This window comes from Sediminibacterium sp. TEGAF015 (genome assembly GCF_025997995.1).
In the GTDB taxonomy this organism is placed as follows: Bacteria; Bacteroidota; Bacteroidia; order Chitinophagales; family Chitinophagaceae; genus Sediminibacterium.
The window spans coordinates 1950256-1975118 of record NZ_AP026683.1 but is presented as its reverse complement, the minus strand read 5'-3'; the positions used below and the strand labels follow the sequence as shown (position 1 = coordinate 1975118).

Sequence of the window (24863 nt, the reverse complement as noted above, 5' to 3'; positions counted from 1 at the left end):
TCCATGGACTTAACCTATTATATTGATTGTGAACGAATGAAGTATCCAAATACTGGTTTATGTAAATTTTGCGAACATCTTGGCTGGTCTTTGATAAAAGAAAAAGAGGTAAATGAAGATTTGACATTTTATACTTCTTCCAAAGAGATAAATTATTTTGGTAATAATGTTAAATATTTAAAGCAAAGTAATTTACACAAGCTATTTTTTCCAAAGATACCTATCAATGCTGTTTGGCATGCTACTTTTCAAGAAACCGAATATTTTCCTCATAAGTGGAAGAGTCCTTTGGTTTTAACGATACATGATATCAATTTTATGCACTCAGACGAAAAGTCTCGTTTTAAAAGAAAGTATTTGATAAATCAGTTAACAAAGAAGATTAAAAGAGCTAATTGTGTTGTTTTTATTTCTGAGTTTGTTAAAAATAATGTTTTAGAGTATATCAACCTTGATTCGAAGTTTTATTCGGTAATTTATAATGGCTGTAATATAGATCATGATTTGTTGATTATTCCACCAAAGCTTAAACCCCAAAGCGAATTTTTATTTACTGTTAGTTCAATTAGCCCCAAAAAAAATATTCATGTTTTGCCATCATTACTGGTTAACAATAATTATTATTTAGTTATAGCTGGGAATAGTCATGACAAAAATTATCTGGAATTGATTGTGCAAGAAGCAAGAAAATCCAAAGTAGAAAACCGTTTAATTTTTACTGGACCCATATCGGAAAATGATAAAAACTGGTACCTTAAAAATTGCAAAGCATTCTTATTTCCTTCTTTAACAGAAGGTTTTGGAATGCCCGTAGTAGAAGCAATGGCTTACGGTAAACCTTTGTTTCTATCAAATAAAACTAGTTTGCCCGAAATTGGAGCAGATGTAGCTTTTTATTTTAACTCTTTTGAACCAAAAGATATGCAAAGCGTATTTGAAAGTGGTTTACAACAATATAGTTCACTAAATTTAAGTAATTCTATTAAAGCTAGTGCTAAGAGGTTTGATTGGTCTAATACTGCAAAGGAATATTTAAATATCTATCGAAGTATTCATTAGTTATTTTGTGGCATAGCCCCACAAGCCAGAAGGCATCGTGCCATTTTCAAAGGATGTATAGTCTAATTCATAAGTTGCATACTTTTGATCTTTTTTTATTAATTGTTTATGAAAACAAAACATAAAAAACTTAACCAAGTACCTAATTAATCCACTACTTCCTGCATTTTTTGCCCAAAGACTCATCATAATTAATAGACTATAATTAAATCCACCTCTTGGATATATTTGATGATTAGAAAATCCACTTTTATTAAAGTGATTCTTAAGTGAAAATGGGGTAAATCTGTGGTGATCATGAGGGATTTCATGAAGTGTATAAATAAATGGAACTGAAAAAAATAATTTACCTCCTGGTTTAAGAACCCTTAATATTTCTGATAAAATATGATTAGTGTCATAGTAGTGTTCTAGAAATTCCGTTGCAATAATCCAATCTTGGGTATTGTCATCCAAAGGAATGGTAAAACCGTTCCAAAATAAATCTGGTTTTACCTTATTGTGATATTCTGAATGTTCTAAATCAACGCCTATGTAATTTTTGATTCGACCAGATTCTAATAAGAACTTTTTATATGGCATTACTCCACAGCCAATATCGAGTACATTCCCATTTATTTTTGATTTTAAATCCTTCACTGCTTCAATCAGAGACTTCTGTATTAAGTAGTAACCATAACCTAATTTTAACGTTGGTTTTATATATATTTTTTCAATTTCCTTTTCAGTCATTTTGGATTTTGTTTTTTAAGGAACGGTATAAGGTAAATTTTTCCCTTGCTTTTATGGAGGGTTTTTTTGCAAAGCCAAGTAAATAGAATATGTAAATGAAAGGCACTAACGGAAATCTTAAAATGTCAATTTCATGTTTTTCTCTCACATAGTTTAATTTCACTAGTTTCTCTAGGAATAAATCACTGTGTTTTTTTGCAATATATCTATGGTTAATTACACTTTTTTCTTCATTATAAGTGCTTATAACAGAGTTTTCAAGTACCCTATAATAAAATAAGTATTCATCTATGAATTTAAATTTGAATCCATTTGAGGCGGCATTAACCCAAAATTCCCAATCTTCAAAACCGTGATAGGGGATTTTCTCGTCGTACCCATTGTTTTTTTCCCATACCGACTTTCTATATATCGCACATGCATCTGCAAAATTTCCAGTTACAAACGACAATTCGTCGAAAGGTCTTACTTTGAACTTTTTCTTTACTTCTTTTTCTTCGTTCCAAAATATTGGTTTTGCATAAACAATATCATAATCGTTCGCTTCTAGAAATGGTATCGATTTATTTATGTAATCTATTTTAATCTTATTATCAGCGTCTATTGGTAGAATATATTTACCTTTTGCAATTGTAATACCTGTATTTCTTGCTTTTGCAGGGCCGCCATTTTCCTGTTTGATAACTGTAAAGCCTTTATTCTGTAATACTTCTAGCTTTTGAATTGTATTTAAATCAGTTGAACCGTCATCAACAATAATTATTTCAATTGAGTAATTGCTTTCATCAAGCTTTATGCTTTCAATTGCTTCATTGATGTATTTGCCATGATTAAAACAGGGTATGATTACGGAAATGATTGGATGGTGATCTTGCATCTAATATTTTTTAAAGCGGCTTAATTTTATCCGCAGTATAATTTTTAATTAACAATTGGTTAATCTGTTTCAACGAATTAAACGATGACTATTTAGTTACTTCATATTTTAAAACAATCTAATGAAAAAATCACTATTCACTCTTATTTTTTGGAATCTTTGCACAGTTCTTTTTTTAACTTCTTGTCAAAAGAATTATGCCCCGGAATTCAATATTACACATATTAATGAGATGAAATCCATGGGTTTCAATACAACTAATATCAAGAGGTTTAAAGAGAACTATATTGTTGAAAATGATATCATTATTGATGTAAGTAAAATACATGGAATTAATTTATCTAAAGTCACTCAAACTTCTAAGGCAAATTTAATCCCGAATCAAGCTATAACAAATCAACCAATAGTAAATAAATTGAGCATATCTGTTGGTATAGATCCTTCAGTTAGTGCTGACTGGATTACTGCAATTACAAATGCAATTCAGATTTGGAACACAATTCCAAATTTCAAATTAAATTTCTTTTTGGGGTCAAATAATAATTCAGACATTCAAATAAGCTATTCAAACATACCTGGAGATGAAATTGCGGCTGGAATTTTTTCTAATTCTGGTAATGTTGGTAGTGCGATTTATATAGACCCCTTAAAATCAACAATAGATGCTGGTCATAGACAATTGATAATAACGCATGAAATTGGTCATACTATTGGATTTAGGCATACTGATTTGGTCTCAGAAAGCGGCCAGTATTTTCAAATTGCTGGGACATATCCCTCTAATAATATTTGGCCTAATCCCGATCCTGTATCTATTATGAATAGAATGTCAAATCAAACGAATCTATTAGGTCGAGCCTTTTCACGATTTGATAGAATTGCAATTCGAAATACTTATCCTTTAGATGAAATTCAGGTGCCCTTCTACAGGTATAAAAATGTTGGCAAACACCTTTATTCAACAAGTTGGAGTGAACTTACTACTGGTAATTTAGGGTGGACTTATGAATGGGCTGAAGGATATGTTTTTTCAGTTGCAAGAGCTGGGATGTCAAATATTCATAGATATTGGCTGCCCTCCCAAAATGACTATTTTTACACAACTAACTATAATGAACTTGGAAGTGGTAAATGGGGTTACCAGTATCAAGGAATTATTGGCTTTGCGCCAACAAATCAAATTTCGGGTTCGGTTCCTTTATACCAGTTTTATTTACCTAATCACGGACATTTTTATACTACTGAATATGGAGAAGGGCCTTCCAATGGGTATACTTTTGAAAGAGTAGTTTTTTATGTAATGAGTAATTAAGAACAAATTAAATATTAGTCAAATATTAATTGAAGCGCACTACTTTCCAACAATCTTATAATTATCTGTTATATCTATAGGTATAAATTTGCCAGGCCGTTTTTGTATATGGTCTGGCATTTATGTTTTAGGAATTAGAACTTTTGTAGGTTTAACCTTAATGAAGAGTTTCGCCAATTAACTAGGGAAAAAATTAAAATTACTTTTACCTTAGAACTAATTTATTATTGATGACATACAAATTGAATTTATTAATTAAAGCATTTGGTCCAGTAGATGGAATCAAGTTTTATATACACTTGTTATTTAAAAAATACGGTTCATTTACTTCTTCCCGTTACAATACTACTTTTCATTTAAGAAGTAAAACGACAGACAAGTATACATTTAAGCAGGTTTTTTTAGATGATCAGTACAATGTGGATTTGCCCTTTACACCTGAGCGAATCATAGATGCAGGAGCTAATATTGGTTTAGCCGCTGTTTATTTTTCACATCGTTACCCCAATAGTAAAATTGTGGCAGTAGAACCCAGCAGGGATAATTTTCAGGCATTGCTTAAAAATATTGCAGGTCATCCCAATATCAAAGCCAATTGTATGGGTTTGTGGAACAGAGATGTTTACTTGTTGATTACAAATCCGGATGGTCCAAGCAGTTCTTTTATGCTTACCGAAACCAGTCCGGACAATCCTGAAGCCATCCCTGCAGAATCGGTGGAAACCATCATGAGGGGCGAAAACTGGGACACCATTGATTTATTGAAGATAGATATTGAGGGTTCGGAGAAAGAAGTGTTTGAAGCCAATTATGAATTTTGGTTACCTAAAACCAAAGTCATATATTTAGAGTTGCACGATCAAATGAAGAAAGGATGTTCCAAGTCGGTATTTGCAGCTATCAGCAAATACAATTTCTCCTTTTCTTTTTCTGATGAGAACCTGGTGTTTATAAATGAAGACTTGGTTTAGTTAATGTATAACTGGTTGAGATGATGTAAGTACCCATAATAAATTGAATCAGACATGCGTAAATATTGTATCCTGTGTTGCACTATTTTCCTATTTAGTCAGATTGCCATTGCGCAAAAAAACCAATCAGTTTGCCTTTTACAAGGGGTTGTAAAAAATAGAACAAGCGATACAATTTACATTCGAAAATCTACACAGGATTTACGTGCATTTTTAGAAAATCCAGTCAAAATCCCCGTAAAAAACGGTGCATTTACCTATCAGCTTCCCTTTACTGAAACCGAGGCTTTAGAATTGATTTTTCAGGATGAAATAGAAAAGGGAAGTTGGAGCCCCATTCTCTTTTTCCCTTATTTGGGAAGGGTTTCATTCGAATTGTATCCTCAGAAAGATTGGCTCAACAATCGGGTAGTTGGTGGAGAATTGAATAAAAGTTATGCTACATTCAAAGCAGTCAATCAAGAAAAGTTCCAATCTGCAAAGAACAGTTTATACCAAACACGAGATTCACTGATTCGTGTAAATGCATTTGAAACAGAGGCCTATCAACAAATTTTTAAGGACTTGCGCCAGCTAAAGCCTAACGACCATGATGGAAAAGTTCCGTTGTATCAAAAAAGTGATGAAATGGAAAAAACAGGGGCTCGCTATACCGATTTAGCAAAGCAGCTATATGTAAACCCTTTTGATTCATTAATACGAGTAGAGTATCATTGGAAATACCAATACTTAACTCAGCATATTTCTCTTTCTAGCTACTATTCACTTTGGACAGATGTGATGAGGGTTGCAAAAGACAATCGGATTGTTGCCCAGTATATAAGAGAATTATTTCCAGTTTATAAGAAACAATTTCCGGGACATGTTTATACGAAGTCAATTGAACAACAACTAAATGGTCTTCAGAAAGTAGCTGTGGGAAATCCTTTTTTGGATGTAAAAGCTTTTACATTGAATGGAGATACGATGCTATTGTCAAAAGCCATAACTGGCAAAATAACTTTAATTGATTTTTGGGGTTCCTGGTGTGGTCCATGTATTGCTAAAATGCGACTGGTAAAACCCCTTTATGAAAGATTTAAAAATAAAGGATTTGTAATTGTAGGTATTGCCAGGGAGTTTCAAAGTTTTGCTGCAGTAAAAAATCGTATTGCCATTGAAAATTATGTATGGCAAAACCTGTTTGATATAGACGATAAATTAAATATTTGGAATAAATACGGTATTAATAATGGAATTGGAATGATGGTGGTAGTAGACCAGCAGGGCAAAATTGTAGCCATTGATCCCAAAGCCAGCGAATTGGAAGACTTACTGATTAAAACGCTGGAATGATTATGGTTTTCGACTCTCTTCCGCAGCAATAATGGTTTGCTCTTTTTTCCACCAGCGGAATCCAATAAAGCCAATAATGGCGATGGGCGCAAATGCTAAGTAGATAATGGCAGAGTTAAGTGCTTTGGCAGGACCTTCTCCTAATTGAGAAGCGGTTTTGGTACAGATGGAACATTGGGCATTTAATGACTGTGCAGCCAATACTAAGAAAACCACCAAAAACAAGTAAAGTCCCTTCTTCGTCATACCCATAGATTTAAAGCACAAAGATATAACCGATTTACCATGATATTGTTTAACTTAAGCGTTAAAATTGAATCATGGAGCCCAGGAGAAATTTCATTAAAAAAGCAGGCGCTTTAGCGGGTGTATTTGCTGGCTATGGCATATTCAATCAATTGCAAGCAGCCGAGTTTACAGCAGCGGCTGCAATCACTTCAGATAATCCTATTGTGGCGGCTTCAGATGAAGATTACTGGCAATTGATTCAACAGGCTTATTCGGTTCCTGCCAATTTTATCAATTTAAACAATGGGGGTGTAAGCCCTTCTCCGATAGTGGTGCAACAAGCAGTAGAGCGGTATAATCAACTCTCTAACCAGGGGCCATCCTATTTTATGTGGCGCATATTAGACCAGGGAAGAGAGCCGCTACGGCAGAAACTTGCTTTACTAGCAAGATGTTCTCCAGAAGAGATTGCGGTTAACCGGAATGCAACAGAGGCCTTAAATTCTGTCATTTTTGGGTTGGATTTACAGCGAGGTGATGAAGTAATTGGCACTAAGCAGGATTATCCCAACATGATACAAGCCTGGCGTCAGCGATCACTGCGCGATGGTATTGTGTACAAACAAATCAGTTTTGATTTTCCGATAGAAGACGATGAAGCCATTGTTCAGGCATTTGAAAAAGCCATTACACCTAAAACCAAAATTTTGCATGTAACCCATATAGTCAATTGGGTGGGGCAAATTTTACCGGTGAAAAAGATTTGTCAGATGGCACATCGTCGCGGTTTGGAAGTGATTGTAGATGGAGCCCACTCATTTGGCTTACTCGATTTTGCCATACCCGATTTGGAGTGCGATTATTTTGGTACCAGTTTGCATAAGTTCTTAAGTGCTCCCATTGGTTCAGGAATGCTTTGGATTAAAAAAGAAAAAATCTCAAAAGTTTGGCCATTGGTATGTAATGATAAACCACAAAGCCCGGATATCAGAAAGTTTGAAACCCTTGGTACCAGAAGCTTCCCTATTGAACAGGGCATTGGTGAAGCATTGGCTTTTCACAATGCCATTGGTGCCAAGAGAAAAGAAGAGCGCATACGCTATTTAAAAAATTACTGGGCAACTAGGGTAAAAGATATTCCAGGGGTACAATTGCATACTTCTTTGCAATCGGCCTATTCCTGTGCTATTTGCGGGGTAAGTGTTAAAGGACTAACCCCTGCCCAGTTAGACCAGCAATTATACAATCAGTATAAAATACATACCGTAGGAATTGTTTGGGAAAATATCAGTTGTGTAAGAATTACCCCTCATGTGTATACAAGACCTGCCGACTTAGACCTATTGGTGTTGGCCATTCAAAAGATAGCGTCCGGCGTAAAAGGATAATTTAAGTGTTGGGGGTAAACAATAAGTGGATCAGCAACTCCGCATAGCGGGACTGATCCACTTGTTATTGAATTTAAGAAGCTTTGGTAGCTGCTTTTTTTGCGGCTGCTTTCTTGGCTGCTGCAGGATTTGCAGGTCTAGACTTACCGAAAGACCCTTGGAAACGTTTTCCTTTAGCTGTTTTTTTGTCACCTCTACCCATGGTAATAATTTGAATAAGTTGTTTAATAAAGTGCAAAAATAGAAAAACCCCGCGAAAGCGGGGTTCAATTCTTTTTTTGGGTCAGAATTATAACTTACCGCTTAATTCTTTACCAGCTTTGAAGCGAGCAACTTTCTTAGCTTTAATTTTGATAGTCTCACCAGTTTGAGGGTTACGACCAGTACGTGCAGCACGCTTAGATACAGAGAAAGTACCGAAACCTACTAGGGTTACTTTATCACCTTTCTTTAAGGTTTTTGTAACTGCATCAATAAAAGAATCCAATGCAGCGTTTGCTTGTGTTTTGGTGATACCTGCATCATCAGCTAGGTGCGCGATTAATTCAGCTTTGTTCATAGATGTGATTTTTAATAATTTTTGATAACGGGACAAATTTATTGGCTTTTCATTACCAACAAAATTTTTATTCTTTTTTCTTTTTTGATTTTTTTGGCTCAAAACCCTTATAAATAAAGGGTTGGAGCGAAATTCTGGTTTTGTATTAGCGTGTAAAAACAACACGATTAATCAATGAAATCCTTATCAGCAAAGGGTTTCAGGGCATTTATTCTACAATTCAATCCCTGCAAGGCTTTCAAAGGAATATAAGGAAGATTTTCAAATTCCAAATTTGTTTTCAAAAACTATCCACACTCAATTCACAACCTGCATTAATGTTCTAAAAGCAATCATTTGGTTGCCCCATTTCTGCACAGAATCGTTGCGCAATGCAGGTGCATGCAATTCAACGTAGCGGTTGTAATCTGCCTTGGCTGCTGCATGATATTGCACTGCATAGGTAATTCCATCTTCTTCATCGGTTTCTAATAAACGAACAAATTGAAAGTGGGTAAAGCAACCAGATGCCATGACTGCAGGAATATGCTCTTGTTGCATCCAATGAAACCAATCGGTGTGAATGTCATGCGACACTTTGGTAGTTACGTTATATATATACATAGTTATTTTATTTCTGCATAAATAGGACAATGATCACTGTGCTTTACATCAGGATAAATGGCAGCGGCTTTTAGCTGTTTACCCAAAGATTCTGTAAGGCAGATATAATCGATTCTCCAGCCTTTGTTGTTTAAGCGGACAGAAGGGAAACGTTGACTCCACCAGCTGTACGCACCTGTAGCTTCCGGATGCAAGTGTCTGAAACTGTCGATCCATCCACTGGCCAAAAATTGGGTCATCCATGCTCGTTCTTCTGGTAAAAATCCAGACGATTTTTTATTTCCTTTAGGATCATGAATATCGATGGCTTCGTGGGCAATGTTGTAATCTCCCACCACAATTAAGTTGGGCCTGGTTTTTTTTAGCTCAGTTAAGAAAACTTGAAATTCATCAAGCCAAATATATTTATACGCCTGTCTTTCATCCCCACTAGTGCCAGAAGGATAATAAGCATTTACAAGGGTGATGTCTCCAAAATCAGCCCGAATCACACGACCTTCCATATCACTCTGTTCCATATTGCTGCCATAGTGTACTGCATCAGGTTTTATTTTAGTAAGGATCACTACCCCACTGTATCCTTTCTTCTGGGCTGTAAACCAATAGCTGTGATAGCCCGCTTTTTCAAAAATGCTAAGGTCAACATCTTCTTGAGTAGCTTTACTCTCTTGTAAGCAAATGATATCAGCAGGATCCGTTTGGATCCACTCTGCAAAACCTTTTTTTATGGCAGCCCTGATGCCATTCACGTTGTATGAAATAATGCGCATAGTATATTATTGAAAGAAACGATTAAAGCCCAGCAAAATTAGTTCATTCAGTAAATCGCTGGGTATGTCAGGATTCAGCAATACCATTCTTTCAGGTCCTTCTGTTCCGCTGATAATTAAGATTCGCTCGTTGTTTAAATAGACTTCTCTGAAATACTGACCAATTTCTATTCCAAAAGGCTGGTTGCGGAAGGTACCCGTGATGGAATACTTGCTATTGTAAATCATTTCAGTTTCTTTATCATTCACTCTTACAGCAGAACTGCTATCGATGCCATTGGTGGCAATATGAGGGTAAAGCTTTTTGGTCAAATCTTTTTTATCAATCAGGATGCTGAATTTGGCAATAGTATCTTTTTCATTCAACAAATAATTGTTGTAGCCCTCCAGCGGTTCAACCTGTGGCATTCCTGCGGCAGAATAAGCGTCACTAGCAGAAACACGGGCGGGAATAATCAATTGATAGTTTTTATTCAGTATAATATTTCTGGCATCCTGTAACAAGAATACATGAATTTCATTGCCATGTTCCCGTAATGAATTCTCAACCGCCTTGGCCATATCCGCGGATAACTGGGTTCTGTTTTTTCCTTTAAGAATAATTTCCAGAAAACGCTGTTCGTCCCAGCGTATCAATTCGGATTGTCCTTTAAGCTGGTATTTACTAAACAGGTTTTTACTTTCAATATTGATTTTGGAGGCATTGCCAATAGCTCCTATAATAAAATTGTCTCCCATAAAAGGAGGGGAGGCTTTTATTTCAATTTGTTCTGTTTCGTTGCTGCTGTCTAAAAGAATTTCAACCGATTTTTTCATTAACTCAGTGAAGCCCTTGGCGCTAAAATGAAGGTTTCCAAACGGAACGCCTATGCCATTGGTTTTGGCTCTTTTAATATAGACTTCCAACGTTTTACTATATGCGGGTGCCGGTGCTGGTTGTTGAATACTTAATTCCATTATTACAACCGATTGTATGGAAAACAAATTAGTATCGAGGGGTTGATTCGCTGCATTGATTTGATTCCAAAAAACTTTGGCAGAATATTCCGCCATTTTAAAGTTTATGGAAGGGGTAGTAACCGCATTGTTTTGTTGGCTACTGAAATCCTTGAAATTGGTAAAATTTATAAACTCAATAGCTGGATTTTCTAAACGCAAATTTTTATGTGTTTTTAGCTGCAGTTCAAGTGCCTCTTGAAATTGCTGAATAACCATTGGATTTTTCCAGTAGTACATCATGGGGCCCTCCAGCGATATACAATGAAAATTTACTGGTTTTACTATGCTTTGTGCCTGTAGCATTAAAAAGGAGCAGCAGGTTAGCAAAATGCTAAAAATGGATTTAATCATAGTTAGGTTATTACAAATATCGGGCTAGACTTAACAGAAAGTATTAATTTGAATGGAATTTAAATGTACTTAAAATGAAGGAGAGTAAGAGTGAGGCTTTGAAGAGAATTATTCCGGCCGAACAACCGGTTTATTTAGATGGCCCCAAACCCAGAATCAATGAATTACGCTTTGCCTGGGACGTGTTCTCCGAATTTATCAAGTCATTTCGGTTTTTACATTTTCTAGGTCCCTGTGTAACGGTATTTGGAAGTGCAAGATTCAAGGAAGACCATCCTTATTATAAAGCTGCACAAGATATAGGAAAGCATATTGCAGAGTTAGGATTTACCACTATTACGGGAGGAGGTCCTGGTATCATGGAAGCAGCCAACAGAGGCGCATTTGAAAATGGGGGTCAATCGGTAGGTATTAATATTAAACTCCCTTTTGAGCAACACGAAAATCCCTATGTACACAAATCCATTACACTTAAATATTTCTTTGTACGAAAAGTAATGTTAGTGAAATACTCTTATGCATTTGTTTGCATGCCGGGCGGATTTGGCACTATGGATGAGTTCTATGAAGCATTAACCCTTATACAAACCAAAACCATCAATGATTTCCCCATGGTATTGTTTGGCAAAGAATATTATCAACCTCTTATGGATTATTGTGCATTCATGGCCGAACAAGGCACGATTTCAAAAGAAGATTTAAAACTGGTTTTGCTAACCGATGATGTACACGAAGCAGGCCATCATATTAGCACTTATGTTCGCAAGAATTACAAAGTAAAACCCCGCAAGCGTTTGTGGTGGTTTTTTGAGAAGCGATAGTGTATCAAATTCATACTTTTTTAGTTAATAAACTTACGGCGGGAATCATAAATTAAAATAATTTAACTTTTTTAAATTCTAAGTATGCGATGGATACTTTTTTTATTACTACCCTTCTTTTTAAGTTGCCGTTCAATTCAATTCAAAAAAGACTACATTGATAAAAGAGGGGAACGAATTTTTACCGCTTACAATAATAACCGTACTATTATTCTTTCAGGAGAAGCTGCTAAATTAAATGCCGTAATAAGGAATAATCATTTTCTTGATACTGTTTCCTTTCGGGAATTGAAAAAAAGAATCAATTTATACGAACGATTTATTGCTTTACATCCGGACTCCACTTTTGTTAAACAATTTGACTTTCCCCAGAAATCTACTCAGATTGACTCGTTTTATCTAAACAAGAATAAAGTAAAGTACTTACAAAAAAATAAGATAAAATCTCCCAATATTCATTTGAGTACAAATTAATTTTATGGAATTCTCTCATTATTGCGTCTTAACATAGTTTAAATTTTACTATGAAGCGATACTTTGTACTTATACTTGTTTTACTATCATTAAAATGCACTACTAATAGTAACTCAAAATATTACGGTGATATACATATCAAATTACCAAAAAGCGGATTTCAAAAACTTAAGGGCAAATATCTTTATTTGATAGATGTGCAAAGCAAAGCTACATTAGATTCGGTATTAGTGGATAAGCCAGAATTGCAATTCACTAAGATTCAACGATTAAATTTGAATCCTTTATTCCTTAGCATTAAGCACTATGATGTTTACAACGGTTTTAAAGGTTTGCGGCCGATTGGATTTTGTACAGAACTTTCTACACAGAATCATGTTTATTCACTATTTTATGCTGATGAGACATTTACTGAAATAGTAGTATTTGATACAGCAAAATTAGAAAAGTCTTGGTTTAATGGTAGTAAGCAAAATGCTCCTTATTTTAAAGATTTAGTTTTAAACTATCCAGAAGCGAGTAATCCCTTTGATACAAAGATACATGAACACAATAAGAAAATTATACAGTCTTACCCAGATTCGTATTTGATACTAAAGCAGCTTTACAGCTACAAGCAATTTTTTGCTCCTGAAGAGATTAAAAAATTGCTTAGTTACTTTAATCCGGCAGTTAAACAGTATGATTTGTATCAGTCATTACAAAACTACTTAGCTGATAATAAATTTTTTGATACTAAATATCCCTCTTTCATCAAATTTGAAAATGCAAAAGGCGAAAAGGAAAAAGTAAGTACAAATAATCAATCGGTACACTTAATTGTCTATTGGGCGAGTTGGTGTCTTCCTTGTAGAAAGGAAATCCCCGAATTAAAAAAAATCCTTGCTAAATATTCAGATGCAGGACTAGCAATAACAAGTATTTCTATAGATGGTAATAAACAGGATTGGTTAGCTGCATTAGCGTTTGAAAAAATGAACTGGCAGCAGTTATTGGCTATCGATAGTTCTCGTATGCAGTTAAATGAGCACTATGCAATAAACGCCATTCCTAAAAGCTATCTTTATAATTCACAAAAACAACTCATCAATACATTTACAGGATTTAATTCCTCCCTTGAAGAAACTATAAGGAACGAGATTAAATAAATTTTAGCTTAGTCACCACTTTTTAAAATAAACTGCCCTCTTAAACTATCGAATAAGTATCGTATTGAATAAATCTTAGTTAAAATGTATCAAATGAAAGCACTTCTTTCTTTTTTATTTGTATTATTTACTTCTGACTTAGTAGCTCAATTATCCCCCAAGCAATTTACTATATACGGTATAATAAAAAATCAATCTTCAGGTTTTATTAAATTAGAATATATAAATTATGAGGGCGAATATATAACAGACAGTGCTGAGGTTATTAACGAGTCTTTTATTTTCAAAGGGTATATCCCACATCCTATAAATGCAGATATTTATGGTGATAGGGCTTTCAAAAATACCAGTGACATTAATTCTAATTCCATTTTCATAGAACCTGGTATCATGCACCTTGTTTTGGAAAAAGATAAATTCAAAGATTTAAAACTTAGCGGCTCAAACACACAAAATCAAATTGATTCTCTTAATAATACTTATATCCACAAGAAAATAGTAGATTCTTTGGATAAACGAATTTTTTATTTTGATTTGGCATATAAATATGATCCAACAAAAATTCAATTTAAGGATAGGGCAAAAGAAATCAGACAGCAATTAGAACCATATTATCGTGATATTAATATGCGAACTGAAAAATTTGTCAATGAAAATATTAACTCTTACTATAGTGCCTTTTATTTGCAAGTTCTTCTTTATCGACTTCCACTTGACACAGTAATAAAAATATTTAATTCATTTTCTATTGAAATTCAAAATAGTTATTATGGCCAAAGAATCGCAGCCAATATAAGAGCGATTCAAGGAGGTAGTCCGGGTTCTAAAGCTAAAAATTTCAATACCATCGACATCAACGGAGACTCTATCTCTGTAGAGCAGTTTAAAGGTAAAAATTATGTATTGTTAGACTTTTGTGCTACTTGGTGTAAACCCTGCAGAGATGAATCTCCCTTTTTAATAGAGTTACATACAAAATTTAAATCAAAAGGGCTTGAAATTATAAGCATAGCCAATGATGATGAAAGAAAGGAAGCATGGAAAAAAGCTATTCAAAATGACAAAACTGGAGCTTGGCGACATATTTTACAAGGTGCAGGAACCGTATATGATTTAGGTAAACTATATAGTATTCAACCAATTCCAGCCAAACTACTTATTGGGAAAGATGGCACTATATTAATGCGTTATGAAGGAACACAAGGAAATATACCATTAATGGAGGCCCTGACAAAAAATTTAAAATAATTCTTGTTTAGCCGATACTTATCTAACAATTAATTATGATCTTAATTTATAATCTTTGCTTTCATCAAAAACTACTATGTTAAATAAAACTAATTATGAATTAAGACTTGATATTTCTATTATATTTTTTTTACTACTTAATTCAATATTCCCTCAATTAGCTGTAAAGGGGAATCCCATCTATGTAAACAATAATCCTGCATATAATAAAAATTATGCATTACAGGATAGTAATATTTATTTTAAAATAATTGATTCTATTACAAAGGAATTTATTCCATTTGCAACAATCATTTTTATTGAAAATGACACAAATAAAATGTCTATTGTTTCAAATGAAGATGGTTTATTTTCTATTCCCAATTCAAGCTTCCCCAAAAAGGTAAAAATTTCTGCAGTTGGTTATGAAGAACAACTGTTTTATTTGTTTCATGTTAATCGGTTGCTTTTGAAGCCTTTTAAGAGCTTACTACCTGAAATTATCGTTAGAAGTAAGGCAAAGAAAACAAAGAGCGCAAACGCTATAATTAAACATGTAGCCAATCGCTTTGAGGATAACTATGGCAATTTTTCTTTTAGTCAAAATTTAAAAATTTCCTCAGAAATTTATAATTACGACACTTTAAAAGAAAAGGCTGAAGAATTTGCAAAGGTTTATTATCGAAATGCTGATAAAAGCATGAAATCTCCTAATTGGATTAAAGACACTTTATATCAGGATAAACTTTTCACTAATTTTATTGGACTTCCCCGATTATGTACAGGTGATATTATTCCATGGTTTGATATGCTCCGAAAAGGGTTACCAATTGATGCAAATAATAATAAAGGATTAGACTTTAAACTTGTTTCCAAATACCAGGATGAAAAATATGGTCTTATTTATATTGTAAGTTTCATGCCCAATCAATCTTTTAAAGATTCATTTTTAGGTAGAACTGTTGGAGGGTTAGCAAGAGGGTACCTGAAAGGAGAAGTTAGGATAAGAGAATTTGATTATTCAATTATTAGATTGAAATTTATCTGGGAAATGAAAGTTGAATCTCTTAATAGAGCCACAACCAATTTATTTCATACTAAAACATGGAATGCAAATCGTGTTACAAAATTGATATCAGATAAAATAATTTACAAGTATGATTATATGTATAATAAGGATGTTCATACTGGTAAATACTTTATCGACTCAATCAATGCGGAATGCTTTAATTCAGGGTATCAAATAGAAACTAATCGTAACTTACTTTTAAACATAAAATTTAATGTTAGTAATAAAGGAATTGAGAAGGAAAAATGAATCTATGAGAAAGCGCTGCATCTTATTTTGTTTATTTGTCTCTTTACTTTCTGCCAAGGCACAAGAATTTAAAGCAGTTAAAATTTCTGGTAAAGCTTTTAATTTCAATAATTCGGTTGAAGTGGAAGATATGACTGAGTTTAAGGACATTAGCTTATCCTCTAACGAACGAATTTTCGTTCCTGATTCAAACCAAAACTTTTCAATTCAATTTAAAATAGGAATACCTGGTTATTATCGTATAGGTCGAAATATTATATATATATCACCGGGTGATGATATTAAAGCATCCATTGATTGGAAAAATCCCACTAAAGCTATTTTTAGCGGTTCTCGTCAAATTGAAAATACATATTTGAAGCTTACACCATTTCCGAAGGCGGGATCTTTTTTAGATGGCGAAACGGGTATCCAATCCTCTATCGCAAAAACAATTGATTATATTCTCACTAAAAGTAAAGAAAGAAGCCGGCAATTGGATAGTATTCAAAGAATTGTTTCACCTGAATTTTATCGATTAGAATCGGTTAGAATTAAAGCGGATATTATCAATAGCTTCATGAGTTTACCTATCTATTATAGTTGGGTTCATAAAACTTCAACAGATAGTGCTTTAATGATTCAGCAACAAAGAGATTCTTTGACTAAGCCGATTATTGCAAAACTTTCGAAGGGGTTAGTTGATCCCCTTCATTTGAAATTAGTGGTTTACCGTGATGTATTAAACACAATCCTCCAAAATCAACCTTCAACTTTTTCGATACCACAGAAAATAACTGATTGGTTTAAGGCAAGTGCTATTAAACAGAAAGCCATTACGTTGAATAATAAAAACGACTTAATTGCCTTATATAAAGGAATCGATTCAATTAATACTGATGTGTATAAAAATGCAATTGAATCTACCATAGCTCAGTTAACTCAACTAAATCAGGGAGACCCAGCAATTGATATATTATTTACAAATACGGATAATCAAACAATTCCACTTTCCAACTTTAAAAACAAAGTAGTTTACTTAGAGTTTTGGGCAACTTGGTGTGGGCCATGCTTAGCCGATAAACCAATAATGGAATTATTAAAACAACAATTTAAAAATGATGATTCTATTGTTTTTTTATCAGTTTCCATTGATGACAACCTTGATGCGTGGAAAAAGTATTTGACTAAGCAGGGTGTATTTAAAGACGAGTTTATTGTTGACCGAAATAAACTTTCTAATTACAACTTACTTTCTGTGCCAAGGATGATTTTAATTAATAAAGACTTTACTATTGAACAATTGTATGCACCAGGTCCTGGTGATAAGCAACTCATTCCTTTGTTGACTAAAATGAGCCTAAAACCATAGTTATTTGTCCACTGCAAACGACAAAATAGCATGCAAATTGTCGAATACAGACGACAAAATAAATTTAAATAAACTTCAATTTTTCCACCAATTCTTTAAAATAATCTGGCCCCCAAATCTTAAGACCTGTATCGTCTGGTATAAAGCGAATAATGTCGTCCTTTATGGCTTCAAATGAAACAGTGTTGATTTTTGATAGCAGCAGTTCTTTAATTTCTTTTTCTTTAATACTAGGTTTTGTCCAATCACCTGAATCATTTGCTCTTAATGCAAAATGTGAAAGATTTAATGGCACGCCTTTTTTAATATACCATTCTAAATCGTACCAGTCTCTTCCTTTCACTCTTTGCTTCCATTGTCTAAACAATAATGCGTGCATTTTTCCTGCAAATAAATGAGGAAGGGTAAAGCATTTTACGTAAAATGAATAAGGACGTAAAAGAAGTTTTTCTTCTGTTTCAAATCCTAAGGGTGGGTTAGTGTCAACTTCAATTTTGATTTTAATTGTTGGCGATAGGTCTAAACCAAGTTGAGGAATCATTTTTTCAAGTACTAGTTCTTTCCAAATGGTTTCTGTTTTTAAAAATGCGGAGTCAATATTTGTAGCCTTTGTTTTTATTTTTTCCTGCACACTTACTTTCATGCCTACTGCTTCGAATTCCTGTAACATTCCTTCAAAATATGGCTCTAAGGAAAAAGATGGGTTTGCTGCTAATAATGAAAAATCTAAATCTTCAGAATATCGATCTAATCCATGAAAAATTCTTAAAGCTGTACCTCCATAAAATGCAGCTTTCTCAAAAAAACCACTGCGGTTTAATCCTGCCAAAGCAACATCTTGCATTATCTCACGTAATGCAGACTCAGCTTCGATTCTGTTTTTCGGTTGGTATTGTTCTAGCCACTCTTTAATCATAAATGTTCAATCATTTTTAGTAGGATAGCTAAACTGCTCCGCTTAGGGGAGTCAACTATCCAGCTTTTCATCATTGCTAAGTTTAATTTTTTTAGAATGGTTTCTTCCATTCTATAATCTTCTATCAGTAAATCTCTTGCTTGGCTTGTACTCCTAATTACAATGCCTGATGTCATTATGATTTTATCGAACAATGCTTTTTCAGGAGATGCGATCATTACCATTTGCTTAGCACTGAGCGCAATGCTTTGAATGCCAAATGTATAATACGGTGCTTTGGCATGTAAATAATTAAAACGCCCAATTGCTGTTTTAAATATTTTGGTTGGCTTTAGGGTAACAGAACTGATTTCATATACTCGTTCTGGAATTATTCCCCAATAAGACAAGGCAGATTCAAGTGAAATATAACTCGGCCCCCATAAATGATTCGCGATTAAAAATGGATCCGGTGGTTTTAAATGACTATTTAGCCCAGGCATATATAGCCCTCTTTTAATGGAGGTCAATATATTTTGCTTAACTAATTCATTGATTTTATCATTGGGCCTCTTATACTCCTTAAGTAGGTCCAATACCAATTGTCTGGTGATTGGCTCTTCTTCAAATTCCTTGAGGGCATAAATAAAATCCATTTATGTTAAATTATTATACAATAATCGGATAATTTCCGATTATTTGCAAAAAAATATACATAAATCTACAATATCGGCCTCAACCATTTCTCCGCCGTGGCTTCATCCATCCTTTTTTGTTAAAAAATTAGCATATGCTGGGGGTAAAAATACCCCCCGGTTGTTTTTGAATATATAATTCTTTTGTACGATATTTAATTATCAAAGAAAAGCTTTTGTGCCTTTTTTCGATATAATGCAAAGATTTTCAATTATTTATGGGTATCAAAGCTTTTCCTGTTTGTTTATTTATCTTGATTTTTAGTCAATCGTATGCTCAACAGCCAAATATTGGCGCAATTAGTGGTTTAGTAAAAGACAGTGCTACTAAAAAGGGATTGAGCTTGGCGACTGTTTCCGTTTTTAAGTTAACCGATTCAAGTATTGTTTCCTTTAAGTTATGTGATGATAAGGGTGGTTTTGAAATAAGGAATATACCAATCAATCAACCCTTAAAAATAGTCACCACATTTGAAGGGTATGAAGTAGACCGAAGAGAAGTTCGATTAACTGCTTCTACTAATTATCCGATTGGTACAATTTTATTAATGCCAACTTCAAAATCTTTAGATGAAGTAATTGTAAAATCGGAACGACCACCCATTATTGTTAAAAAAGATACCATTGAATTTAATGCGACTGCCTTTAAAACATTACCCAATGCATTGGTGGAAGACCTTTTTAAAAAACTGCCAGGTATGCAAGTGGATCGGGACGGCAATATTACCTATAACGGCAGGCCCGTTTCTAGAATATATGTAGATGGAAAGAGTTTCTTTAATGACAATTATAAAGCAGCTACACAAATTTTACCAAGTGCAATAGTAGCCAATGTGCAAGTATATGATGATAAAGAGCAATTAGATGCTACTCAAAAAAATACTGATTACAATAAGATTATCAATCTTAAACTGAAACAACATGTCAAGAAAAGTACTTTTGGCAAAGTGTCAAGTTCAGGGGGAACAGACAATCGATATGAACTAGCTGGAGCAGTCAATTTTTTACGAGATACAGTTCAACTTACATTAATAGGCTATAAAAACAATCTTAACAGAGGGGTTTTTAATAGTTCAGAAATGCGGGCATTAGGTGCGTTTAATCGAAGTCAATACAAAATGAGTTTTAATGGTGATAGAAATTCTTACACCTTTAATGATATATCCTTTGGAGGCGGAGTGACTGCTGAGACAGAGTCAACTGGTGGGGGTATTAATTTTAATCATGCACCTACAAAGAATACTTCGTTTTATGCGCAATATTTTGTATCACATGAAGACGGCTATACGAATGAAAATGCCAAAACACTTTTTTACAATAACGATACAATAAATGAGTATAAAATTAAAAATCAGTTTGCTTCAATTAAGACTGTTCAGAATTTAAATTTTGGGTTGAAGAGCAAAAGTAAATCTGGTAACAGAAATTTGACATTGAATGTAGGTAATCAGTGGTCTACTATAAATTCAACTACACTGAATACAACAATTAATTCGGATGATAAAGTTGGAGAAATACTTAATTCTAATGGGAAACTTGATCAAAGTATCGATCCTAAGAATTATTATCATGCTTTATATTTTTTTTCACGATTATTTGAGAAAAATGATAAATACAAAGCATTCATTTTTCAGCAATCTTATAAAATATCGCAAGATGCTACCAATTTTTTAACTGAAATTGATAATTTAAGTTTGATTCCAACACCCACTACTTCAATTATAAAGCAACTACGAATCTTTAATCCCCGAATTCAAAATATAATTAATCGGTTGGTTTTGTCTGGTTGGAGGGCTAAGAAATTTGATTTTTCCTTAGCTAGTAATTTTGATGTTAATAATGAGAAAAATACTATTGTTACATACTTACAACCCATAGGTCATATCAATTATGATAGTATAGACGCAAATTTAACTAGTGATGTAAGTGTATCTAATTCTATTTTTAAAGTAACTCCACAACTAGATTTTGAAATAATGAAATATACTTTATCAATTCGACCCACATATTTTTCTGCACATCAAAATTTAAATATTAGTAATAAGTTATTTGATAATTATAAAAATATTTATACTTATCCTTTATTAAATGTACTCTTTTATAAAAGAGGTGGTATAAGTTTGTCTTTTAATCAGCAGGTTAATTTGCCTCGAGCTAGAGACCTAACTCCAATCATGGATAATACAAATCCATTGTTTGTATTTAATGGTAATGTTAATTTAAGAGCTGAAAAGGCAACTACATTTAGTATTTCATACCGAAAATATGATGTGAAGAAACAGGTCAATTTTAATTCTGAACTTTATTATGAAGGCACTCAAAATCCAATAATTCAATCTGTTAAAATTTTGAATACTGGTAAACAGGAAATCAAATCAATGAATGCAGGAAATAGGCATTCAGTTGTAACGAGATTGGGAATTAGTAAGAGTTTCCAAAAACTCAATCGCTATAATCACTCAGTTAACTTAAATCTAAGTTACCAAAATATGGTTACGCCTACAGTATTTAATGAAACTGAATTTTCTCAGAAAGTGAATGTTTTTCAAACAACTATAGGCAACAGTTTTAATTGGCAAGATAAGTTTAGTTTTTACTATAGTTATTCTTATACTGCTAATGTCAATCGGTTCACGAATAATTTTACGGCTGATGTATTATCGAATGTTCAGAATCTTGATGTAGAAGTAACTGCTAGATTATTTAAAAAAATCTCTTTTAACACTACTTTATTGGCAAATAAAATTGTCTATGAAAATTTACCAGCTTTACCGATCAATCTGTTTATTAATCCCTCCGTATCTGTTTATTGTTTAAAAGAGGATAAGGGTGAAATTAAATTTATTGTTCGCGACCTACTCAATCGAAACAATAATTTTAGTAGAAATGTTATCGGGAATAATATTACTGAAACGAATACCAATGTTTTAGGCAGATATTTCATGCTTACATTTTCTTATAATTTCAAGACTTTCAAGAACGAGAAGAATAATAAGGTTAACTGGTAATTGCATATAGTATTCCCCAAAATCCATCTCAAAACCTATAATATCGGCCTCAACCATTTCTCTGCAGTGGCTTCATCCATGCCTTTACGGGCAGCATAGTTTGTAAATTGGTCTTGCTCAATTTTGCCAATTCCAAAATACTGACTCTGCGGATGCGAAAAATACCAACCACAAACAGAAGCTGCTGGATACATGGCCAAGCTTTCTGTTAAGGAGATGCCTGCATTGTCTTGTGCACTCAGCAAATCAAATAATTTATATTTCTCTGTATGATCAGGGCAAGCTGGATAGCCTGGTGCGGGGCGAATACCCTTGTATTGTTCTTTAATTAATTCTTCTGGGCTTAATTGTTCTTGTGCATCATAGCCCCAATATTCTTTACGCACATGCAAGTGCAATGCTTCTGCAAATGCTTCTGCAAAGCGATCAGCCAATGCTTGCAACATAATTTTATTGTAGTCGTCGTGTGCCGCTTCAAATTTTTCTAGATGAGGTTCAATGCCATGGATGCTTACAGCAAATGCACCTATATGATCTTTTTTATTGGCAGTTGTGGGGCTGATAAAATCGGCTAATGATAAATTGGGTTGTCCGGGTGCTTTCTTGATTTGTTGGCGATGAAAACACAATTGCACTTTGTTATTTCCTGTACTTACTTCTACATCATCATTGTTGCTTGCTGCTTCCCAGAAACCAATCACCCCTTTGGCAGTCAACCATTTTTCTGCAATGATTTTATCTAACAAGGCATTGGCATCATTGTATAATTTCGTTGCTTCTGCACCAACTACGGCGTCTGTTAATATTTCCGGGAAATTGCCATGCATTTCCCAAGTGATGAAAAATGGTTTCCAATCAATGAATGTTCTTAACTCATTCAAATCGTAATGGTCAAATACTTTGGTGCCTGTAAAGCTGGGTGTAGGGGGAGTATAACTGTCCCAATCAATAGCCACTTTATTTTTCAATGCCTCTGCATAGGGCAGGTATTGCTTGACTGATTTTTTGTTATCAAATCCTTCTTTGAGTTTGTTATACTCTTGTGCAATTTCTTGCAAGAAGGGTTCTTTTTGTTCTTTGTTCAATAATGATCCTGCAACAGTTACACTTCTAGATGCATCTAATACATGCACTACGCCATTTCCGTATTCCGGCGCAATCTTTACCGCTGTATGCATTCGGGAAGTAGTAGCCCCTCCAATCAATAAAGGCTGCTTCATATTTCTGCGCTTCATTTCACGCGCGATATGCACCATTTCATCCAAGGATGGCGTAATCAATCCACTCAATCCAATAATATCTGCTTGCTCTCTTTCTGCTGCGTCTAATATTTTATCGGCAGGTACCATCACCCCCATGTCTACTATATCATAGCCATTACAGCCTAGTACCACGCCCACAATATTTTTTCCAATATCGTGTACGTCCCCTTTTACAGTTGCTAATAAAATTTTGGCAGCACCTGCAGTTTCTTCATTTACGGTTCCTGCGGCTAAATGCGCTTGCTTTCTGTCTTCTTTTTCTTGTTCAATATAAGGGGTAAGAATAGCCACACTTTTTTTCATTACGCGGGCACTTTTTACCACCTGTGGTAAAAACATTTTTCCTGCTCCAAATAAATCGCCTACTATATTCATGCCATCCATCAATGGACCTTCTATCACATCCAAGGGTCTTGGATATTTTTGTCTGGCTTCTTCAGTGTCTTGGTCTATATAATCGGTGATGCCATTGATTAAGGAATGTGCCAATCTTTTTTCAACGGGTTCTTTTCTCCAGGCTTCGTCTTTTATTTCAACTTTTCCTTTTGCTTTTACTGTTTCTGCGTGTTGGATTAATTTTTCTGTGGCTTCGTTGTTGTCGTTGTTTCTATTCAAGATAACGTCTTCGCACAATTCCCTTAAAGTGGGTTCTATTTCGTCGTACACTACCAACTGTCCGGCGTTTACAATCCCCATATCCATACCCGCTTTAATGGCGTGTAATAAGAATACAGAGTGGATGGCTTCTCTTACATGGTCATTGCCTCTAAATGAAAATGATACATTTGACACCCCTCCTGAAACCTTTGCCAATGGCATCAATCGCTTGATTTCTCGGGTGGCTTCTATAAAATCTACTGCATAATTGTTGTGCTCTTCTATACCCGTTGCAATGGCAAAAATATTCGGGTCAAAAATGATATCCTGTGGAGCAAAACCTACTTGCTCGGTTAATATTTTATAAGCACGATGACAAATTTCTACTTTTCTCTCTTTGGTATCTGCCTGACCAATTTCATCAAAGGCCATTACAATCACTGCCGCACCAAAGGATTTACAAATAAATGCTTGCTCAATGAATTTTTCTTCCCCTTCTTTCATGGAGATAGAATTCACTATACATTTTCCCTGCACACATTTTAATCCCGCTTCTATGATTTCAAATTTGGAACTATCTATCATGATGGGAATGCGCGCGATATCGGGTTCGCTTTGTAATAGATTTAAAAACGTTGTCATGGCTTTTACTCCATCTAGTAATGCATCGTCCATGTTCACGTCTAAAATTTGCGCTCCGCTTTCTACCTGTTGTCTGGCAACGGATAAAGCCTCTTCGTATTTGTTCTCTCTAATTAAACGTGCGAATTTCTTAGAACCAGTTACATTGGTTCTTTCGCCTACGTTTACAAAATTGGTCTCTGGTCTTATGACTAAAGGCTCTAATCCGGAAAGCCTTAAAAAGGGTTTGATGGTACTCATT

At 34.2% G+C, this 24863-nt stretch carries 23 protein-coding genes; 12 read left to right on the top strand and 11 right to left on the bottom strand.

The annotated features are described in order from the left end of the window. The first annotated feature begins 3 nt into the window (after positions 1 to 3). Complete coding sequence (locus TEGAF0_RS08910; RefSeq protein WP_264897826.1) at positions 4 to 1059, top strand: glycosyltransferase family 4 protein; 1056 nt, start codon at positions 4 to 6, stop codon at positions 1057 to 1059. On the opposite strand, the gene TEGAF0_RS08905 is transcribed toward TEGAF0_RS08910, so the two are convergent. Both TEGAF0_RS08905 and TEGAF0_RS08900 read right to left on the bottom strand, forming a co-directional pair. Beyond that, positions 1060 to 1791 (bottom strand): class I SAM-dependent methyltransferase, encoded by a 732-nt coding sequence (locus TEGAF0_RS08905; RefSeq protein ID WP_264897825.1) that lies wholly within the window; start codon positions 1789 to 1791, stop codon positions 1060 to 1062. It lies immediately after the preceding gene. Then, on the bottom strand, positions 1784 to 2668 hold the full coding sequence (locus tag TEGAF0_RS08900) for a glycosyltransferase family 2 protein (protein WP_264897824.1): 885 nt from the start codon (positions 2666 to 2668) through the stop codon (positions 1784 to 1786). Before TEGAF0_RS08900 ends, TEGAF0_RS08905 begins: the two co-directional genes overlap by 8 nt. 121 nt (positions 2669 to 2789) lie before the next feature. On the opposite strand from TEGAF0_RS08900, the gene TEGAF0_RS08895 reads away from it, so the two are divergent. The 3 genes from TEGAF0_RS08895 (at position 2790) to TEGAF0_RS08885 (ending at position 6286) form a co-directional block, all read left to right on the top strand. Beyond that, the gene (locus TEGAF0_RS08895) at positions 2790 to 3980 is read left to right on the top strand and encodes a M57 family metalloprotease (RefSeq protein ID WP_264897823.1); all 1191 of its coding nucleotides are present in this window, start codon (positions 2790 to 2792) and stop codon (positions 3978 to 3980) included. A gap of 230 nt (positions 3981 to 4210) precedes the next feature. Next, entirely contained in the window at positions 4211 to 4951 is a 741-nt protein-coding gene (locus TEGAF0_RS08890; RefSeq protein ID WP_264897822.1) for an FkbM family methyltransferase, read from the top strand. A gap of 54 nt (positions 4952 to 5005) precedes the next feature. Beyond that, complete coding sequence (locus tag TEGAF0_RS08885) at positions 5006 to 6286, top strand: TlpA family protein disulfide reductase (RefSeq protein WP_264897821.1); 1281 nt, start codon at positions 5006 to 5008, stop codon at positions 6284 to 6286. Here the strand turns inward: TEGAF0_RS08885 and TEGAF0_RS08880 are convergent, their stop codons facing one another. Further along, positions 6287 to 6532: a hypothetical protein gene (locus TEGAF0_RS08880; protein ID WP_264897820.1), complete on the bottom strand. Its 246-nt coding sequence runs from the start codon at positions 6530 to 6532 to the stop codon at positions 6287 to 6289. Between the two features lie 74 nt (positions 6533 to 6606). On the opposite strand from TEGAF0_RS08880, the gene TEGAF0_RS08875 reads away from it, so the two are divergent. Further along, positions 6607 to 7902, top strand: coding sequence for an aminotransferase class V-fold PLP-dependent enzyme (locus TEGAF0_RS08875; RefSeq protein ID WP_264897819.1), 1296 nt, complete (start codon positions 6607 to 6609; stop codon positions 7900 to 7902). A gap of 73 nt (positions 7903 to 7975) precedes the next feature. On the opposite strand, the gene TEGAF0_RS08870 is transcribed toward TEGAF0_RS08875, so the two are convergent. The 5 genes from TEGAF0_RS08870 to TEGAF0_RS08850 all read right to left on the bottom strand — a co-directional run bounded on the left by TEGAF0_RS08870 (position 7976) and on the right by TEGAF0_RS08850 (position 11184). Beyond that, complete coding sequence (locus TEGAF0_RS08870) at positions 7976 to 8140, bottom strand: 30S ribosomal protein THX (protein WP_264897818.1); 165 nt, start codon at positions 8138 to 8140, stop codon at positions 7976 to 7978. 51 nt (positions 8141 to 8191) lie between these two features. Next, positions 8192 to 8626 (bottom strand): HU family DNA-binding protein, encoded by a 435-nt coding sequence (locus TEGAF0_RS08865; protein ID WP_264897817.1) that lies wholly within the window; start codon positions 8624 to 8626, stop codon positions 8192 to 8194. 132 nt (positions 8627 to 8758) lie between these two features. Continuing rightward, positions 8759 to 9064, bottom strand: coding sequence for a DUF4286 family protein (locus TEGAF0_RS08860; protein WP_264897816.1), 306 nt, complete (start codon positions 9062 to 9064; stop codon positions 8759 to 8761). Positions 9065 to 9066: 2 nt separating this feature from the next. Next, positions 9067 to 9834, bottom strand: coding sequence for an exodeoxyribonuclease III (locus TEGAF0_RS08855; protein WP_264897815.1), 768 nt, complete (start codon positions 9832 to 9834; stop codon positions 9067 to 9069). A 6-nt stretch (positions 9835 to 9840) separates the two neighbouring features. Beyond that, on the bottom strand, positions 9841 to 11184 hold the full coding sequence (locus tag TEGAF0_RS08850) for a hypothetical protein (RefSeq protein ID WP_264897814.1): 1344 nt from the start codon (positions 11182 to 11184) through the stop codon (positions 9841 to 9843). A gap of 74 nt (positions 11185 to 11258) precedes the next feature. Here TEGAF0_RS08850 and TEGAF0_RS08845 point away from each other — a divergent pair, with 74 nt between their 5' ends. The 6 genes from TEGAF0_RS08845 (at position 11259) to TEGAF0_RS08820 (ending at position 17523) form a co-directional block, all read left to right on the top strand. Continuing rightward, entirely contained in the window at positions 11259 to 12005 is a 747-nt protein-coding gene (locus TEGAF0_RS08845; protein ID WP_264897813.1) for an LOG family protein, read from the top strand. 84 nt (positions 12006 to 12089) lie between these two features. Beyond that, a complete protein-coding gene (locus TEGAF0_RS08840) occupies positions 12090 to 12479 on the top strand; it encodes a hypothetical protein (RefSeq protein ID WP_264897812.1) in 390 nt (129 codons plus the stop codon). Between the two features lie 50 nt (positions 12480 to 12529). After that, positions 12530 to 13627: a TlpA family protein disulfide reductase gene (locus TEGAF0_RS08835; protein WP_264897811.1), complete on the top strand. Its 1098-nt coding sequence runs from the start codon at positions 12530 to 12532 to the stop codon at positions 13625 to 13627. Positions 13628 to 13720: 93 nt separating this feature from the next. Then, on the top strand, positions 13721 to 14875 hold the full coding sequence (locus TEGAF0_RS08830) for a TlpA disulfide reductase family protein (protein ID WP_264897810.1): 1155 nt from the start codon (positions 13721 to 13723) through the stop codon (positions 14873 to 14875). Between the two features lie 76 nt (positions 14876 to 14951). After that, complete coding sequence (locus TEGAF0_RS08825; RefSeq protein WP_264897809.1) at positions 14952 to 16172, top strand: carboxypeptidase-like regulatory domain-containing protein; 1221 nt, start codon at positions 14952 to 14954, stop codon at positions 16170 to 16172. Then, on the top strand, positions 16138 to 17523 hold the full coding sequence (locus TEGAF0_RS08820) for a TlpA family protein disulfide reductase (protein WP_264897808.1): 1386 nt from the start codon (positions 16138 to 16140) through the stop codon (positions 17521 to 17523). The genes TEGAF0_RS08825 and TEGAF0_RS08820 overlap by 35 nt, the downstream gene beginning before the upstream one ends. 64 nt (positions 17524 to 17587) lie before the next feature. Here the strand turns inward: TEGAF0_RS08820 and TEGAF0_RS08815 are convergent, their stop codons facing one another. Then, positions 17588 to 18439 carry a nucleotidyl transferase AbiEii/AbiGii toxin family protein gene (locus TEGAF0_RS08815; RefSeq protein WP_264897807.1) on the bottom strand — a complete coding sequence of 284 codons (852 nt, stop codon included), beginning with the start codon at positions 18437 to 18439 and terminating at the stop codon, positions 17588 to 17590. Continuing rightward, positions 18436 to 19074 (bottom strand): type IV toxin-antitoxin system AbiEi family antitoxin domain-containing protein, encoded by a 639-nt coding sequence (locus tag TEGAF0_RS08810; RefSeq protein ID WP_264897806.1) that lies wholly within the window; start codon positions 19072 to 19074, stop codon positions 18436 to 18438. Before TEGAF0_RS08810 ends, TEGAF0_RS08815 begins: the two co-directional genes overlap by 4 nt. 257 nt (positions 19075 to 19331) lie before the next feature. Here TEGAF0_RS08810 and TEGAF0_RS08805 point away from each other — a divergent pair, with 257 nt between their 5' ends. Beyond that, positions 19332 to 22121: an outer membrane beta-barrel protein gene (locus tag TEGAF0_RS08805; protein WP_264897805.1), complete on the top strand. Its 2790-nt coding sequence runs from the start codon at positions 19332 to 19334 to the stop codon at positions 22119 to 22121. Positions 22122 to 22156: 35 nt separating this feature from the next. On the opposite strand, the gene metH is transcribed toward TEGAF0_RS08805, so the two are convergent. Next, entirely contained in the window at positions 22157 to 24862 is a 2706-nt protein-coding gene (gene metH, locus TEGAF0_RS08800) for a methionine synthase (RefSeq protein WP_264897804.1), read from the bottom strand. Position 24863 lies beyond the last annotated feature (1 nt).